14 protein-coding genes are annotated in these 15546 nt (G+C 62.5%); 4 read left to right on the top strand and 10 right to left on the bottom strand.

Annotated features, from left to right (window positions below):
• Nucleotides 1-150 precede the first annotated feature (150 nt).
• The 3 genes from KLP42_RS06100 to KLP42_RS06090 all read left to right on the top strand — a co-directional run bounded on the left by KLP42_RS06100 (nt 151) and on the right by KLP42_RS06090 (nt 5132).
• Entirely contained in the window at nt 151-3546 is a 3396-nt protein-coding gene (locus KLP42_RS06100; RefSeq protein ID WP_215565282.1) for a hybrid sensor histidine kinase/response regulator, read from the top strand.
• Nucleotides 3539-4462: a response regulator transcription factor gene (locus tag KLP42_RS06095; RefSeq protein ID WP_215565281.1), complete on the top strand. Its 924-nt coding sequence runs from the start codon at nt 3539-3541 to the stop codon at nt 4460-4462. Before KLP42_RS06100 ends, KLP42_RS06095 begins: the two co-directional genes overlap by 8 nt.
• A gap of 133 nt (nt 4463-4595) precedes the next feature.
• Complete coding sequence (locus KLP42_RS06090; protein WP_215565280.1) at nt 4596-5132, top strand: AAA family ATPase; 537 nt, start codon at nt 4596-4598, stop codon at nt 5130-5132.
• A gap of 174 nt (nt 5133-5306) precedes the next feature.
• Here the strand turns inward: KLP42_RS06090 and KLP42_RS06085 are convergent, their stop codons facing one another.
• The 9 genes from KLP42_RS06085 to KLP42_RS06045 all read right to left on the bottom strand — a co-directional run bounded on the left by KLP42_RS06085 (nt 5307) and on the right by KLP42_RS06045 (nt 14186).
• A complete protein-coding gene (locus KLP42_RS06085; RefSeq protein ID WP_215565279.1) occupies nt 5307-6422 on the bottom strand; it encodes a branched-chain amino acid ABC transporter substrate-binding protein in 1116 nt (371 codons plus the stop codon).
• A 118-nt stretch (nt 6423-6540) separates the two neighbouring features.
• Entirely contained in the window at nt 6541-6894 is a 354-nt protein-coding gene (locus tag KLP42_RS06080) for a DUF6867 family protein (protein WP_215565278.1), read from the bottom strand.
• 21 nt (nt 6895-6915) lie between these two features.
• Nucleotides 6916-7662, bottom strand: coding sequence for an ABC transporter ATP-binding protein (locus KLP42_RS06075; RefSeq protein WP_215565277.1), 747 nt, complete (start codon nt 7660-7662; stop codon nt 6916-6918).
• Nucleotides 7662-8531 carry an ABC transporter ATP-binding protein gene (locus KLP42_RS06070; protein ID WP_215565276.1) on the bottom strand — a complete coding sequence of 290 codons (870 nt, stop codon included), beginning with the start codon at nt 8529-8531 and terminating at the stop codon, nt 7662-7664. The genes KLP42_RS06075 and KLP42_RS06070 overlap by 1 nt, the downstream gene beginning before the upstream one ends.
• Nucleotides 8531-9883 (bottom strand): high-affinity branched-chain amino acid ABC transporter permease LivM, encoded by a 1353-nt coding sequence (livM, locus tag KLP42_RS06065; RefSeq protein WP_502941275.1) that lies wholly within the window; start codon nt 9881-9883, stop codon nt 8531-8533. Before livM ends, KLP42_RS06070 begins: the two co-directional genes overlap by 1 nt.
• A 48-nt stretch (nt 9884-9931) precedes the next feature.
• The gene (locus KLP42_RS06060) at nt 9932-10834 is read right to left on the bottom strand and encodes a branched-chain amino acid ABC transporter permease (RefSeq protein WP_215565274.1); all 903 of its coding nucleotides are present in this window, start codon (nt 10832-10834) and stop codon (nt 9932-9934) included.
• Nucleotides 10835-11056: 222 nt separating this feature from the next.
• Nucleotides 11057-13486, bottom strand: coding sequence for a GcvT family protein (locus KLP42_RS06055; RefSeq protein ID WP_215565273.1), 2430 nt, complete (start codon nt 13484-13486; stop codon nt 11057-11059).
• A gap of 116 nt (nt 13487-13602) precedes the next feature.
• Complete coding sequence (locus KLP42_RS06050) at nt 13603-13884, bottom strand: type II toxin-antitoxin system RelE/ParE family toxin (RefSeq protein ID WP_252192774.1); 282 nt, start codon at nt 13882-13884, stop codon at nt 13603-13605.
• Nucleotides 13885-13904: 20 nt separating this feature from the next.
• Nucleotides 13905-14186, bottom strand: a complete 282-nt coding sequence (locus KLP42_RS06045; protein WP_215565271.1) for a ribbon-helix-helix domain-containing protein — start codon at nt 14184-14186, stop codon at nt 13905-13907.
• Nucleotides 14187-14320: 134 nt separating this feature from the next.
• Between KLP42_RS06045 and greA the strand changes: the two genes are divergently transcribed.
• Nucleotides 14321-14803: a transcription elongation factor GreA gene (gene greA / locus KLP42_RS06040; RefSeq protein WP_215565270.1), complete on the top strand. Its 483-nt coding sequence runs from the start codon at nt 14321-14323 to the stop codon at nt 14801-14803.
• A 19-nt stretch (nt 14804-14822) separates the two neighbouring features.
• Here the strand turns inward: greA and KLP42_RS06035 are convergent, their stop codons facing one another.
• A complete protein-coding gene (locus KLP42_RS06035) occupies nt 14823-15464 on the bottom strand; it encodes a TetR/AcrR family transcriptional regulator (RefSeq protein ID WP_215565269.1) in 642 nt (213 codons plus the stop codon).
• Nucleotides 15465-15546: the final 82 nt, after the last annotated feature.

The raw sequence follows: 15546 nt of genomic DNA, 5'->3' as shown, positions 1-15546 counted from the left end.
TCTGCTACGCCTTCTGAAATGGTGAGCACCCCAGCACTTGCAAGAGCCTGTGTCACAGTTGTGGCAAACGGGAATCCGGCTTGCAAATCCGCAGCAAACCCCTGAAACTGCCCAAACCATCATCATGCACAAATGGACGGCAAGGCACGCATGGCAGCGCGGCAACGCATCATTCCGGTCCGGCGCGACTATAACCGCTGGGTCGCGAACCAGACGCTGGAAGACTATGCGCTGCGCTTCACCGCCAAGAGCGCCCGGCGCTTTTCCTCCAGCCGCATCTCGCAGACCGCCATCGGCGCCATTTCCTTCCTCGCGCTGGAGGCGATCGGCGGAGCGATCACGCTGTCCTATGGCACCACCAATGCCTTCTTCGCCATCCTGGCTGCAGCCATCGCCATGCTCGTCGTCGGCCTGCCGATCAGCCGCTATGCGATCCGCCACGGCGTCGACATCGATCTTCTGACGCGGGGCGCAAGTTTTGGCTATATCGGCTCCACCATCACCTCGCTGATCTATGCCAGTTTCACCTTCATGCTGTTTGCCATCGAGGCCTCGATCATGACGGCGGCGCTGAAGATGGCCTTCGGCATTCCGCCCTGGATCGGCTACATCATCAGCGCCGCCGTGGTCATTCCGCTGGTCATCTATGGCGTGCAGCTGATCTCGCGCTTCCAGCTGGCCACGCAGCCGTTCTGGATCATCCTCAACATCCTGCCCTTCCTGTTCATCGCCTTTTCCGACTGGGAAAAGTTCGACCTTTGGCGCAGCTTCGCCGGCATCAACCATTCGAACGCGGTAGTGGGCAGCCCGGCGCCGTTCAATCTGGTGGAGTTCGGCGCCGCCTCGGCGGTCATTCTGGCTCTGATGCCGCAGATCGGCGAGCAGGTGGATTTCCTGCGCTTCCTGCCGGCGGAGGGGCAGCGCAAGTGGCGCCATAGGCTCGCCGTGTTCCTGGCCGGCCCCGGCTGGGTGGTGGTCGGCGTGCCGAAACTGCTGGCCGGCTCGTTTCTGGCAGTGCTGACGCTGTCGACCGGCGTGCCGGCGCTCGAAGCGGGCGATCCGGCCCACATGTATCTGACCGCCTTCGGCTACATGATCCCCAACGATACGGCGGCCCTTCTGCTGATGGCGGCCTTCGTCGTGGTCTCGCAGCTGAAGATCAACGTGATGAATGCCTATGCCGGATCGCTGGCCTGGTCGAATTTCTTCTCGCGCCTCACCCACAGCCATCCGGGCCGCGTCGTCTGGCTGATATTCAACGTGGCGATCGCGCTGCTTCTGATGGAAATCGGCATCTACCGGCTGCTGGAAGCGACGCTCGGCATCTTCTCGATCATTGCCATGGCCTGGCTCTGCACCATCTCGGCCGATCTCTTCATCAACAAGCCGCTGGGGCTGTCGCCGCCCGGCATCGAGTTCAAGCGCGCCCATCTCTACGACCTGAACCCGGTCGGGCTCGGCGCCATGCTGGGCTCCACGGCGATTGCGCTGTCGGCGCATTTCGGGCTGTTCGGCATGCTCGCCGCCTCGCTCTCCACCTATCTGACGCTGACCGCCTTCCTCATCTCGCCGCTGATCGCCTGGGGCACCAATGGTCGTTTCTACCTGGCGCGCAAGCCGCGCCACGCCTGGAAAAACCTGACGGCCATCACCTGCTCCATCTGCGAACATCCGTTCGAGCCGGAAGACATGGCCTGGTGCCCCGCCTATGCCGCGCCGATCTGCTCGCTCTGCTGTTCGCTCGACAGCCGCTGCCACGACATGTGCAAGCCGAAGGCGCAGATGAAGGCGCAGATCGGCAGCGTCGCCCGCTCCTTCCTCTCCGACCAGGTGGTGGAGCGGTTGATGACCCGACTCGGCCGCTATGCGATGACGGCGATCCTGTCGATCTCGCTGATCGGCGGCATCATGGCGATGATCGCCTATCAAGTCAGCGACAGCATGCCGGCCAATGCCGATGTGATCTATGGCACGATCCTGATCGTGTTCTTCGTATTTGCCATCATTGCCGGCATCGTCTCGTGGTTCTTCGTGCTGGCGCATGACAGCCGGGTGGTGGCGGAGGAGGAATCCTCACGCCAGACCACCTTGCTTCTCAAGGAAATCGCCGCACACAAGAAAACGGATGCCGCGCTGCAAAAGGCCAAGGAAACGGCGGAAGCTGCCAACCGCGCCAAGAGCCGCTATGTCGTGGGCCTCAGCCACGAGCTGCGCACGCCGCTGAATGCGGTTCTCGGCTATGCACAGATCCTCGAACGCGACGAGAGCATTCCGCAGCCGCGCCAGTCGGCGATCAGGGTGATCAAGCGTTCGGCCGACCATCTCTCCGGCCTGATCGACGGGCTGCTCGACATTTCCAAGATCGAGGCCGGCAAGCTGCAGGTCTATTCCAACGAGATCAACATCCAGGATTTTCTCGACCAGATCGTGGAGATGGTGCGCCCGCAGGCCCAGGCCAAGGGGCTGGATTTCATCCACGAGCGGGCACGCAGCCTGCCGCATTACGTGCGCAGCGACGAGAAGCGCCTGCGCCAGATCCTCGTCAACCTGCTCTCCAATGCCATCAAGTTCACCGAAGCCGGCAGCGTGCGCTTCAAAGTGGATTATCGCAGCCAGGTGGCAACCTTCACCATCACCGATACCGGCTGCGGCATTGCGGAAAAGGATCTCGGCCGCATCTACGAACCCTTCCAGCGCGGCGAGGCAGACAATGTGCGGCCGATGCCGGGCCTCGGCCTCGGGCTCACCATCACGCGACTGCTCACCAACACCATGGGCGGGGAAATCTCCGTCGTCAGCCGCAAGGGTGAAGGCTCCACCTTCCGCGTGCGGCTGATGCTGTCGGCCGTCGATCGCCCCAGCACCATGCCGGCGGCTGCGCGGCGGATCGTCTCCCATACCGGACCGCGGCGCACCATCGTGGTGGTGGACGACAACGAGGACCATCGCGACCTGATGCGCGAGGTGCTGACGCCGATGGATTTCGTGGTGCTGACGGCAAAGGACGGGCCGGACTGCCTGACGCTGATCGAGGGGGTGAAGCCCGACCTTTTCCTGGTCGACATCCTGATGCCCGGCATGACCGGATGGCAGCTGGTGGCGCGGCTGCGCGAAGGCGGCCAGACGGCACCGATCCTGATGCTGTCGGCCAATATCGGCGACGGCGCCTCGGTGCGCCGCGAAGGCGACGGCCACAACGATACGCTCGCCAAGCCCGTCGACATCCGCCAGCTCTCCGACAAGCTGGCGCTGCATCTGGGACTGACCTGGATCTATGACGACGAGGTTGCGCCGTCCGCCGTCCCCGCCGCCTCCCGGCTTGCGGAACCGAAAAGCCCAGGCCGCCGCCATGTGGAGGACCTGATCCAGTTGGGCGAGATCGGCTATATCCGTGGCATCGAGGCCAAGCTCGCGGAGCTTGCCCGCCTGCCGGAAAACCTTGCCTTCACCGAGGCCCTCGCGTCCTATGTTCAAGCCTTCGACCTCTCGGGCTATAGGACCTTCCTCAACCGATTCACCGAGGAAAGAGTTGCCGACGATGTCTGACATGGCCCTGCCCCGCGATATCGTGCTGCTGGTGGACGACAGTCCCGAAGCGCTCGGCTTTCTGACCGAGGCGCTGGAGGCCTCCGGCTTTTCCGTGCTGATCGCCACCTCCGGCCAGTCGGCGCTCAACATCGTCGACCGCATCACGCCGGACCTGATCCTGCTCGACGCAGTGATGCCCGGCATGGACGGCTTTGCCGCCTGCCGCAGGCTGAAGGCCAATCCGGCCATTTCGCAGGTGCCGGTGATCTTCATGACCGGGCTCACCGAGACCGAACATGTGGTGCACGCGCTGGAGAGCGGCGGCGTCGACTATCTGACCAAGCCGATCAATATCGACGAATTGCGCGCCCGCATCCGCGTCCACCTGTCCAACGCCCGCTCGGCGCAGAGCGCCCGCGTCGCGCTCGATGCCGCCGGCCGCCATCTGCTGGCGGTGCGCGGCAATGGCGCCCTGCACTGGTCCACCCCGCAGGCCACCCGGCTGATCAATGCCGCCACCGGGAGCGATGACGGCCTCGACAATGCGGTGCGCCAGATTGCTGGCTGGATGGCCGGCCGCGACCGCCCGGGCTTCTCCCGCGAGGCGACCTTCGCCTTCGCGGAACGCGCCGATGCCAGCCTGCACTTCGTCTTCCTCGGCGCAATCGGCGCCGACGAATACCTGTTCCGCGTCACCGGCAGCAGCACACGCGCCGACGATGCGGTGCTGCGCGCGCATTTTTCCCTGACACTCAGGGAATCCGAAGTGCTGCTGTGGATCGCCAAGGGCAAGTCGAACAAGGATATCGGCGACATCCTCGGCCTGTCGTCGCGCACGGTAAACAAGCACCTCGAACAGATCTATGTGAAGCTTGGCGTGGAAAACCGCGCTTCGGCGGCCGTCAAGGCCGCGACCGTGCTGCACAGCGTGTGATCGCCGTCATAGCTTGCGCCACACTAGATCCTGTCCACGCAACGACGCCCGCCGGCGCCCGGTCACCGCCTTGGCGCCTATCGGGGGCAGACGGCGCCAGCGTTCGCGTTTTCACCTGACCTGGAGGAGAACCATGAACCGCTTCGTCATCCTGTCCGGCTGCTCCGGCGGCGGAAAATCCACGCTGCTGGCCGAACTCTCCCGCCTCGGCCATGCAATCATCGAAGAGCCCGGCCGACGGATCGTGGCAGAGGAACAGGCATCGGGCGGCAGCGCGCTGCCATGGCTCGACATGCCGGCCTTCGCCCGCTGGGCAATCGACATGGCTCTCAGCGATCGCAAAAGGGCCCGGCATGCCGAGGGATGGGTGTTCTTCGACCGCAGCCTGATCGATGCCGCAGCAGCGCTTGCCCATGCCAGCGGCGAGGAGACGGTTCTCGATCTTTGCCGGCAGCACCCTTATCACGAGACCGTCTTTCTCACGCCGCCCTGGCCCGAACTCTATGCACCGGATGCCGAACGCCGCCACGGGCTGGAGGCGGCGATTGCCGAGTACCAGCGCCTTGCCGCACTCTTTCCAAGGCTCGGCTATCAGACCGTCCTCCTGCCGAAGGTCAGTGTCAAGGAAAGAGCCGCGATGATTCTGGCCCGGCTCGGCAGGGCCCCCTGAGGGCGCGGCTCCAACCTCTCCGCCGGGCAAAGGCGCCAGTGGTGCTTAGAACCGTTGACCTGCAGGCCGTTCCCGCCTGCAGTCGATGAGCGTCCTGCAGGAAAGACGCAAAAAGCCCGGCGCGAAGCCGGGCTTTCCGAAGAGAGGCGAAGGTCAGAAACCTTCGGCCCGATCTTACATCTGGAAGTAGCTGTACTTGCCGTCCGGACCCTTCTTCCACTCGTACATGACATAGTCCGGACGGGTGATGTCGCCCTTGGCGTCGAAGCCGATGTCGCCGATGGCGGTCTTGAACGGACCCTTGGCCTTCATGGCTTCTGCGACCTTGGTCGGGTCGTTGCTCTTGGCAGCCTTGGCGGCGTCAGCAAAGATCTGCATGGCGGCGTAGGAGTAGAGCGTATAGGCTTCCGGCTCGAAACCAGCCTTGCGGAACTTCTCGACGAGGTCCTTGGCGTTCGGGTTCTGGCGCGGATCCGGCGGGAAGGTCATCAGCGTGCCGTTGACGGCGTCGCCGGCAATCGAGGCCAGTTCGTTGGAGGTGATGCCGTCGCCGGACATCAGCGGAGCCTTGACGCCCTGGTCGGCCATCTGGCGCATCAGCAGGCCGGCTTCGGTGTGCAGACCGCCGAAATAGACGATGCCGACGCCGGCATTCTTCATCTTGGAGATCAGCGCCGAGAAGTCCTTGTCGCCGACGGTGATGCCTTCGTAGATGACTTCCTTGACGCCGAGCTTGTTCATCGCCTTCTTGGTTTCGTCAGCGAGGCCCTGGCCGTAGGTGGTCTTGTCGTGAACGACGGCAACCGGAACGCCCTTGAACTTTTCGGCGATGTACTGGCCGGCAACCGCGCCCTGCTGGTCGTCACGGCCGCAGGTGCGGAAGGTGTTCCACAGGCCGCGATCGGTGAACTTCGGGTTGGTCGAGGCCGGCGTGATCTGCACGATGCCGTTTTCGGCATAGACATCCGAAGCCGGGATCGAAACCGACGAGTTGAAGTGACCGACGACAAACTTCACGCCATCAGCCACGAACTTGTTGGCCACGGAAACGCCCTGCTTCGGGTCCGACACGTCGTCGCCGAGCACGATCTTGATCTTTTCACCGTTGATGCCACCAGCCGCGTTGATGTCCGCTGCCGCCTGTTCCGCACCCTTCTGGAGCTGTGCGCCGAAGGCTGCGTTCGGGCCTGTCAGCGGGCCGGCAACGCCGACGAGGATATCGGCCCAGGCAGAACCGCCGAAGGCCACGACGGCCGTCAGCGCCACTGCCGAGAGAAGAGACTTCTTCATAATGTTACTCCCAGTTTTTTGAGCGGGTCGGTGTAAGAACCGTGCGCAAGACCCACCACCCCTGCGCCGGTAACTGGTTCCCTTTTCACAACAATCTGAGGCCGAAAGCCTCAGCCTGTCAATTCTTCTTCTTCCACGAGAAGGTGCCGCTGCGCTCGTAGAGCCAGTAGTAGTTCTCCACCATCTGGCTCGTGCGCCGATGCCGGAAGCCGGCCATGGCGAACAGGAGAAGCAGCACCACATCGAGGAGATAATAGCCGGGGGCGAGGAACGGCCCCTGGAACAGCGAAAAGTGCAGGAAGCGCAGCAGCACACCCAGCAGCAGCACATAGGCGAAGACGAGCGGCGGTTCCTTCCAGCCCTCCGCAACGGCGCGACCGGTGCGCCATGCAGTCCAGAAGCCGAGCAGCAGCACGATGAAGCGCAGCACGTAACGCGCGCCCGTATCGCTTTCAAAGAAAAGACCTTGCATATCCAATCTCCCCGATGCGCCTCAGTGGCGCCCGCCTTCCAGATAGGCGGCGCGCACTTCAGGATTGGCCAGGAGTTCCCTGCCGGACCCGCTCATGGTCACCTTGCCGTTCACCATCACATAGGCGCGATGCGACAGCTTCAGCGCCGCAAATGCGTTCTGTTCAACGAGGAAGACGGTCAGCCCCTCCTTCTCGTTCAAGACCTTGATGGCTTCGAAGATCTGCTTGACGATCAGCGGCGCCAGACCGAGCGATGGCTCGTCCAGCAGCAGCAGTTTGGGACGGGCCATCAGCGCGCGACCGATGGACAGCATCTGCTGCTCGCCGCCGGAGAGCGTTCCGCCGCGCTGGCTCTGGCGCTCCTTCAGGCGCGGGAAGAGCGTAAAGATCTTCTCCACGTCCTCGTCGAAATATTTCAGGTTGTCGAGACCGGCGCCCATCTGCAGGTTTTCGTAGACCGTCATGCGCGGAAAGATGCGGCGACCTTCCGGAGACTGGGCGATGCGGCGGCGCGCGATCAGATGCGTCGGCATCCTGGTGATGTCGGTGCCGTCGAAGACGACGGAACCATGGCGGGCCTGCGGGCTGCCGCAGATCGTCATCATCAGCGTCGACTTGCCGGCGCCGTTGGCGCCGATCAGGCTGACGATCTCGCCCCGGTTGACATGCACGTCAACACCGGCAAGCGCGCGGATGCTGCCGTAATAGGTCTCGACGCCGCTGACCTTCAGAAGAGGCTCGACATTGGAATTAGCGTTGGCGGACATCAGTGCGAGCCCCCGTCGAGTTCTTCATGTATCACGTCTTCCAGCTCGTCGTCATCGACACCGAGATAGGCGGCAATGACCTTCGGATCGTTCTTCACATGGTCCGGCGTGCCATCGGAAATCTTCTGGCCGTATTCCAGAACGACGACATGGTCGGAGATCTCCATGACCACGGACATGTCGTGCTCGATCAGCAGGATCGAGGTGCCGGTCTCGTCACGAATGCTGTTGAGCAGCGTGTTGAGGGCAAGCGATTCCTTGGGGTTGAGGCCGGCGGCCGGCTCGTCGAGGCACAGAAGCTCCGGCCCCGTGCACATGGCGCGGGCGATCTCCAGACGGCGCTGCGCGCCATAGGGCAGATCGCCGGCCGGATCGTCGGCGCGATCGATGAGATCGGCCTTTTCCAGCCACTGGCGGGCAAGCTCGATCGAGCCTTCCGCCTCCCGCTTGTAGGAACCGAGACCGAGCAGGCCCATGATCGTGTAGCCGGAGGCCTTCATCAGCTTGTTGTGTTGCGCCACCAGCAGATTTTCCAGCACCGTGAGGCCGGAGAAGAGCCGGATATTCTGGAACGTACGGGCAACCTTGGCCTTCTTGGTGATCTCGAAATCCGAGAGGCGTTCGAGAAGGTGCTGCTCGCCGTTGCGCCGGTTCATGGTGATCATGCCCATGGTCGGCTTGTAGAAACCGGTGATGCAGTTGAACACGGTCGTCTTGCCGGCGCCGTTCGGACCGATCAGCGCGGTGATCTCGCCACGCCTGGCTTCAAGCGACAGGTCGTTGATCGCCATCAGCCCGCCGAAGCGCATCGACAGATGCTCGACCTTGAGAATGGTATCGCGTGTCATGGTCGTATTTCCGGAGGTCATCAGCCGTGACCCTCCTTGGTGAAGCTTCCGGAGACGGCCTTGCGTTCCTTGAGGAAGGCCGTCGGTTCACGCGAGCCGACGAAACCGCGCGGCTTGAACAGCATGACCGCTACCATGGCCAGACCGAAGAGCAGCATGCGGTAGAGTTCCGGCGTGAAATCCTCGCCAAACACGTGCTTGAGGAATTCCATCTCGCGCAGAAGCTCGGTGCCGCCGATCATGACGACGGCCGCGATCGCGATGCCCGTCAGCGACCCCATGCCGCCGAGCACGACAATGGCAAGGATGACTGCGGATTCGAGGAAGACGAAGCTTTCCGGCGAGACGAAGCCCTGGCGGGCGGCGAAGAACGAACCGGCAAAGCCCCCGAACATGGCGCCGATGGCAAAGGCCGTCAGCTTGGTCTTGACAGTGTCGATGCCGAGCGAACGGCAGGCGATCTCGTCCTCGCGCAAGGCTTCCCAGGCACGACCGATCGGCATGCTGCGCAGCTTGATCGTCACATAGGCGGTGATCAGGCACAGCGCCAGGATCACGTAGAACAGGAAGATCTTGTAGTAGGCGGACGACATCGGCAGGCCGAATACCTTGGCGAAATTGTTGTCCGCCCCGACATCGAAGGACCAGATGCCGAAGATGGAGGCCTTTGCGACGCCGGAGATGCCGGCCGTGCCACCCGTTACCTCGGTCCAGTTCATCAACACGAGGCGGATGATCTCGCCGAAGGCAAGCGTGACGATGGCCAGGTAGTCGCCGCGCAGCCGCAGCACCGGAAAGCCGAGGATGATGCCCCAGAAGGCGGCCAGGATGCCGGCCAGCGGCAGAAGCAGCCAGAAGGACAGCCCGAACGTATCCGACAGCAGCGCGTAGGAATAGGCGCCGACCGCATAGAAGGCCACGTAGCCGAGATCGAGCAGGCCGGCGAGGCCCACGACGACGTTCAGACCCCAGGCAAGCATCACGTAGATGAGGATCTGGATGCCGAAATTGTCGACATATTTCAACGATCCCTGCACGCCGTTCAGGCTGACGATGATCGGCGGATAGAGCACGAGGAAGATCAGCGCGATCTTGAGGAAGTGCCTGTGGAAGAACCCCTTCTCGTCCGACACCTCGGGAATGCCGGCCTTGGCCTTGGCCAGCTTGCGCCGGTCGATATGCGGCTTGACGAAGCCGACGACCAGGAAGCGGCCGATGGCGGCGATCGCCACGAAAATGGCGAGCAGGCCCCAGCGCATGCGCCAGACCAGCGCATTGTCGATGTTCTGATAGGTCTCGACCCCGACATAGAGCAGGAACATGCCGAAGGCCAGAACGCCGGCAAGGAGACCTTCCTTAACGGCCTGGGCCATCACGCCCGGTGCCGTTTCCTTGGCAGTGGAATTTGTGTTCGGCATGGATTACACCTTCTCCACTTCGGGACGTCCCAGGATGCCGGTCGGCTTGAAGATCAGCACGAAGGCGAGGATGGCGAAGGTCGCCACGTCCTTGTAGGCAATGGAGAAATAAGCGGACCAGAGGGATTCGATGAGGCCGATCAGCAACCCGCCCAGAACGGCGCCCGGCAGAGAGCCGATGCCGCCGAGAACGGCTGCGGTGAAGGCCTTTACGCCCGGAATGAAGCCATCGGCAAACGAAGCGACCCCGTAATACATCAGGTACATCGTACCGGCGACAGCGGCGAGCGAGGCGCCCATGATGAAGGTGATCGAGATCGTCCGGTCGACGTCGACGCCGAGCAGCGCGGCCATTTTCCGGTCCTGTTCGGTGGCGCGCTGGGCGCGGCCGAGCGGCGTCTTGTTGACGATGTACCAGAAAATGGTGAGCAGCACCGCCGTGACCAGCACGATTACCAGCTGCTTCAGCGACACCGTCACTTCACCGAAGTGGAAGACATCGTTGACAAGCGGCGGGATCGGCTTGTTGCGCGGGCCCTGCGTCACCTGGATGAAGTTCGACAGGACGATCGACATGCCGATCGCGGTGATCAGCGGCGCCAGACGGAAGGAGCCGCGCAGCGGCCGGTAGGCGACGCGTTCGATCGTCCAGTTCCACAGGCTGGTCACCAGCATCGCGACAACCATCATGATCAGAAGCGCAAGCGCCACGGGAACGCCGGCGATGAAGGATGTCAGGACCAGGAAGACGATCAGGGCGGCGAAGCCGCCGAGCATGAAGATGTCACCATGGGCAAAATTGATCATGCCGATGATGCCATAAACCATCGTATAGCCAATTGCGACCAAGCCATAGATGGATCCAAGAGTCAGCCCGTTCAGGAGCTGCTGGATGAAATACTCCATTAATTTTCCCCCGGACGCGGTCCACGAAAACGACAGCCGCGTCTCTTGTATGTGTGGCCCTTACGGGTTCTTGAGTGTTGGAAATTTCATACCGCTTTCCCTCAAAAAGGGAAGTCAAAATGATGTATCCCCGGCAATTACCCCCAGGCGGCCCGGACTTCTGGCGCGAAACAGCCCAGAAAACCCAGAAAATCGGCACTAATTGATCAAAATGCCGGCTTTTCATCCATGACGCATGTGTGATCCATCGGCATCGAAGAGGGGAACGGGTTGCAGAGTCGCCTCGAGCATTTCGCCGAGCAACTCGATCTGCCAGCCGTCGCGAACCGCCGCATGCGCCTTCGGCACATAGCCCATTGCCACCGAGCACCCCGCCGCATGGGCATAGCCGCCGGAGGTGACCCAGCCGACGACCTCCCCGTTCAGCGAGATCGGTTCGTCACCCAGCACATCGGCATCGCGCGCCTTGACCGTGAAGGTGACGAGCCTGAGTGCGCCGCCCGACAGTTTTTCCTCAATGGCGGCCATCTTGCCGATGAAGTTTGCCTCCTTCTTCAGCGCCACGAAGCGGCCAAGGCCGGCTTCCAGCGGCCCGTAGAGCGGGCGATATTCGCGCGACCAGCTGCCATAGGATTTCTCCAGCCGGAGCGCGTTCAGAGCTCTGAGGCCGAACAGGCGGATGCCGAAGGGCTTGCCTGCCTCCATGAGCGTTTCGAAGACATGGCGCTGGTATTCCGGCCGCATCCAGATCTCGTAACCGAGATCGCCGGTATAGCTGACGCGGCCGATCAGCACCGGCGCCATGCCGAGATCCATCTCGCGGATGGCCATGAAGGGGAAGGCTTCGGACGAGAGATCGAGATGCGTCAGACTCTGCAGCACCGCGCGCGCCTTCGGCCCGGCAATCGCCAGCCCGACAAGGCTGAGGCCGAGCGCGTCGATTTCCACCGACCCGTCATCCGGCAGATGGCTCTCGAACCAGCGCATGTGGTAATCCTCGGCAATGCCGGAGCCGATCAGCAGGAAATCCTCGTCATCGAGATTGGCGAGCGTGAAGTCACCGATCAGTTTGCCGGCCTCGTTCAGCATCGGGCAGAGTGCCATTCTGCCGACCGGCGGCACCTTGCCGGCCAGCATGTGATCGAGCCAGGCCGCCGCCCCCTCGCCGCTGACGGAATATTTGGCAAAGCCCGAGGTTTCCATCAGGCCAACGCTCTGGCGCACCGCCCGCGCCTCGGTGCCGACATGGTCGAAATCGGTGGAGCGACGCCAGGAAAAGCGGTCCTCCACCCCCTCCGGCGCGAACCACAGCGGCGTTTCCAGACCGTAGGACGCGCCGAACACCGCCCCTTCCGCCTTCAACCGGTCATAGATCGGCGTCGTCAGCAGCGGGCGCGCCGCCGGCAGTTCCTCGTTGGGATAGCGGATCGAGAAGCGGCGCGAGTAATTCTCGCGCACCTTGGCATTGGTATAGGCCAGCGTCGCATAGTCGCCGTAACGGCAGACATCCATGGCAAAGACATCGAAGCCCGGATCGCCCTCGATGATCCAGTTGGCAAGCGCCAGCCCCACGCCGCCGCCCTGGCTGAAGCCGGCCATGACGGCGCAGGCGGACCAGAAATTCGTCATGCCGCGCACCGGTCCGACCAGCGGATTGCCATCCGGCGAGAAGGTGAAGGGGCCGTTGATGATCTTCCTGATGCCGGCATTGTTGAAGGCGGGGAAGTGGCGGAAGCCGACTTCCAGTTCGCCCGTGATGCGCTCCAGATCTTCCGCCAGAAGTTCATGCCCAAAACTCCAGGGCGTTTCGATCGGCGACCAGGGACGACAATCCTTCTCATAGGTGCCCATCAGCATGCCGTTGCGCTCCTGGCGGATATAGATCTCGCCGTCGAAATCCACGCAATGCATCAGCTCCCTGCCGGTCGTGCGGTTGAAGTCGATCACCTCCGGCATATCCTCGGTGATCAGGTACATGTGCTCCATGGCCAGCACCGGCAGTTCCAGCCCCACCATGCGCCCCACCTCGCGCGCCCAGAGGCCGGCGGCATTGACCACATGCTCGGCGCGGATCTCACCCTTGTCGGTGATCACCCGCCAGGTGCCATCCGGCATCTGCAGCAGTTCCTCCACCTTGGTATGGAGATAGATTTCGGCACCGTTCTTCTTCGCGGATTTCGCATAGGCATGGGTCGTGCCGTAAGGGTCGAGATGGCCCTCGTGCGGATCGAAGACGGCGCCGACGAACTGCCTGGGATCGAGCAGCGGCATCATCTCGTAGGCTTCCTCGGCAGAAATCAGCCGCGCCTCGCCGCCGGCATATTTGCCCTTGGCGAGCAGTGACTTCATCCAGTCGAAGCGCTCCGGCGTCGCCGCCAGCATCAGGCCGGAGGTCATGTGCAGGCCGATGTCCTGACCGGAATACTCCTCTATCTCCTTGTAGAGTTCGACCGTGTATTTCTGCAGCTTGGCGACATTGGGATCGCCGTTGATGGTATGCATGCCGCCCGCCGCATGCCAGGTGGAGCCGGAGGTGAGCTCCGAGCGTTCGAGAAGCACCACATCCGTCCAGCCGAACTTGGTCAGGTGATAAAGCACCGAACAGCCGACGACCCCACCGCCGATGACGACAACCCTGGCATGATTCTTCATTGCGGACACTCCCCTTGGCCAAGACGGTTGAGCGGGAGCCTAGAGGCAGGCGGTGACAGGCAATAGTCGTTTTCGCGAAACAAATTGTGCCGTTTGCGGCATGGTGCGGGCGCGCACTAAAGGTCCTCGAAACCGAGCGACCGCCCGCCATGGGCAATCCGCAAGAGGACGACACTGTTTTCTTCGACGACGAAAGCTATGCTGGCGCGACGCTCGAATCCGATGATCCGCAAGCCGGGCCGAACCTCGCTGCGCAGACTGCCGCGCTCGGGAAACGTCTCGAAGGACGATAGAAAGCGCAGGATGCGTTCCAAATATCCGGAGGCGACCTCCTCGGAGCTGGAGAGGTCCCGAATGGACAGAAAAATGTCGAGAAGATCGGCTTCCGCTTCCGGCATCAGGCGGACGCTATGGCGTTTCACCGTCCTTCATTCCAGCGTTCTGCGATGCGCCCCCTCAGACGAAGCATGGCATCATCGAGTGAAACGGTGACCGCCGGATCGGCCTTGTAGCGGTCATAAGCGGGGCCGACCTGATCGCGCAGCCAGTCGTCCAAAGATGCGTCACGCACCGCAAGCGACCGTAATCCTTCATTGATGACATCGCTCTCGCTGGCATATTCGCCGGACTCCACCTTGGACCTTACCATCTCGGCCAGATCCTCAGGAAGCGTGATATGCAATGATCGCCGAGCCAGCATGACAGCACCCTCGTTCTCAGTCGCGCAAGAATAACACACGGCAAGCCGCAGGCCCACACTCCGCTTCGCCCTTCCCCCTCACCTCGCAGGGGTGTATCACATCGCGCTTCACCAACCAGCGGAGTTTAACAGCCTTGAGCGTAGCCTTCACCAAGGAAGACAGTGCGGAAACCGCCGCGGAAACCATTCTGCCGGAACGGGTCATTTCGCCTCATCCCAATCTGGTGACGCAGACCGGACTTGAAGCGCTGGAACGGGAACTGGCCGACGCACGGGCCGCCCATGACGCCGCGAATGCCATCGAGGACGTCAACGAGCGCCGCCGCCAGACGGCGGGACCGGCGCGCGACATCCGCTATCTCGCGGAGCGTCTGCGCACTGCCGATGTCCGGCCCGACCCCGCATCGCATGACGTCGTTGCCTTCGGCAGCACGGTGCGGTTCGAGCGCGAGGACGGACGCGTGCAGACCTATCGCATCGTCGGCGAAGACGAGGCGGACCCCAAGGCCGGCACCATCTCCTATGTCTCGCCGGTGGCCCGTGCGCTGATCGGAAAGGCAGTCGGCGATGCGGTCAGTCTCGGCGGACAGGAGTTGGAGATCCTCGCCATTTCCTAGGTGCCGCCCCTTGCCCGCTTCAGTCGGTGCGCACGAAGATCCGGGCGATCATGTCCGTGGCAAAGGCGATGCGCGCGGCCAATTCGGCCTCAAGCTCCGCCTTGCGCATGTTCAGCATCAGGGCTCGCAGATGGACGGTGCCCAGCACGGTGGACACGAACATGTCTGCAACGATGCGCGGATCGACCCCGTCAGGCAGCTGAAGCGCAGCATCCTGGGTCAGCGCCTGCGTGACATGTCCGAGTGTCTTTTCCACGCAGTCGCGGTGAAACCGCCGCGCCAGCTCCGGATATTTGATCGACTCGGCAATGACCAGGCGCGTCAGAGTGATCTGTCGCGGCGACAGGATGAGGGTCGCCAGTTCCTGCAGCATGCGGGTCAGCCTGTCGCGCGGATCGCCGAGCGGAGAAGGCGAGCGGACCTCGCTCAGCGCAATGTCGTCATGGCTCTCCACAAGCGCGCCGAACAGCGAAGCCTTGTCCGGATAGAACTTGTAAACCGTCTTCTTAGCCATGCCGCAGGCGCGTGCCACCTCTTCCATGGTTGCATCGCCATAGCCGAACTGTTCGAACACCGTTTCAGCAGCCTGCAATATCAAGGACTTGCGCTCCTCATCCGACAGGCTGGGCGGCCGCCCGATCGATCCCGGCACAAAAGCCATCGCTGAATCCTCCCCGATACCCGTTGACAATAAGAAACGATTGCGTTTCCTTGCATCCAGAGGAAACGAATACGTTTCCAAA

It is taken from the genome of Rhizobium sp. CSW-27 (assembly GCF_018760785.1).
GTDB lineage: Bacteria > Pseudomonadota > Alphaproteobacteria > Rhizobiales > Rhizobiaceae > Neorhizobium.
The sequence above is the reverse complement of the archived record's forward strand: the minus strand, read 5'-3'. Positions and strand labels throughout refer to the sequence as shown.

Excerpts from the sequence above, each read along its gene's own strand:
- KLP42_RS06085 (WP_215565279.1), bottom strand. The coding sequence starts at position 6,422 with ATGAAGAAGTCTCTTCTCTCGGCAGTGGCGCTGACGGCCGTCGTGGCC.
- KLP42_RS06080 (WP_215565278.1), bottom strand. The coding sequence starts at position 6,894 with ATGCAAGGTCTTTTCTTTGAAAGCGATACGGGCGCGCGTTACGTGCTG.
- KLP42_RS06045 (WP_215565271.1), bottom strand. The coding sequence starts at position 14,186 with ATGCTGGCTCGGCGATCATTGCATATCACGCTTCCTGAGGATCTGGCC.
- KLP42_RS06035 (WP_215565269.1), bottom strand. The coding sequence starts at position 15,464 with ATGGCTTTTGTGCCGGGATCGATCGGGCGGCCGCCCAGCCTGTCGGAT.
- KLP42_RS06060 (WP_215565274.1), bottom strand. The coding sequence starts at position 10,834 with ATGGAGTATTTCATCCAGCAGCTCCTGAACGGGCTGACTCTTGGATCC.
- KLP42_RS06090 (WP_215565280.1), top strand. The coding sequence starts at position 4,596 with ATGAACCGCTTCGTCATCCTGTCCGGCTGCTCCGGCGGCGGAAAATCC.
- KLP42_RS06095 (WP_215565281.1), top strand. The coding sequence starts at position 3,539 with ATGTCTGACATGGCCCTGCCCCGCGATATCGTGCTGCTGGTGGACGAC.
- KLP42_RS06070 (WP_215565276.1), bottom strand. The coding sequence starts at position 8,531 with ATGACCTCCGGAAATACGACCATGACACGCGATACCATTCTCAAGGTC.
- KLP42_RS06055 (WP_215565273.1), bottom strand. The coding sequence starts at position 13,486 with ATGAAGAATCATGCCAGGGTTGTCGTCATCGGCGGTGGGGTCGTCGGC.
- KLP42_RS06075 (WP_215565277.1), bottom strand. The coding sequence starts at position 7,662 with ATGTCCGCCAACGCTAATTCCAATGTCGAGCCTCTTCTGAAGGTCAGC.
- KLP42_RS06100 (WP_215565282.1), top strand. The coding sequence starts at position 151 with ATGGCAGCGCGGCAACGCATCATTCCGGTCCGGCGCGACTATAACCGC.
- livM (WP_502941275.1), bottom strand. The coding sequence starts at position 9,883 with ATGGCCCAGGCCGTTAAGGAAGGTCTCCTTGCCGGCGTTCTGGCCTTC.
- KLP42_RS06050 (WP_252192774.1), bottom strand. The coding sequence starts at position 13,884 with ATGCCGGAAGCGGAAGCCGATCTTCTCGACATTTTTCTGTCCATTCGG.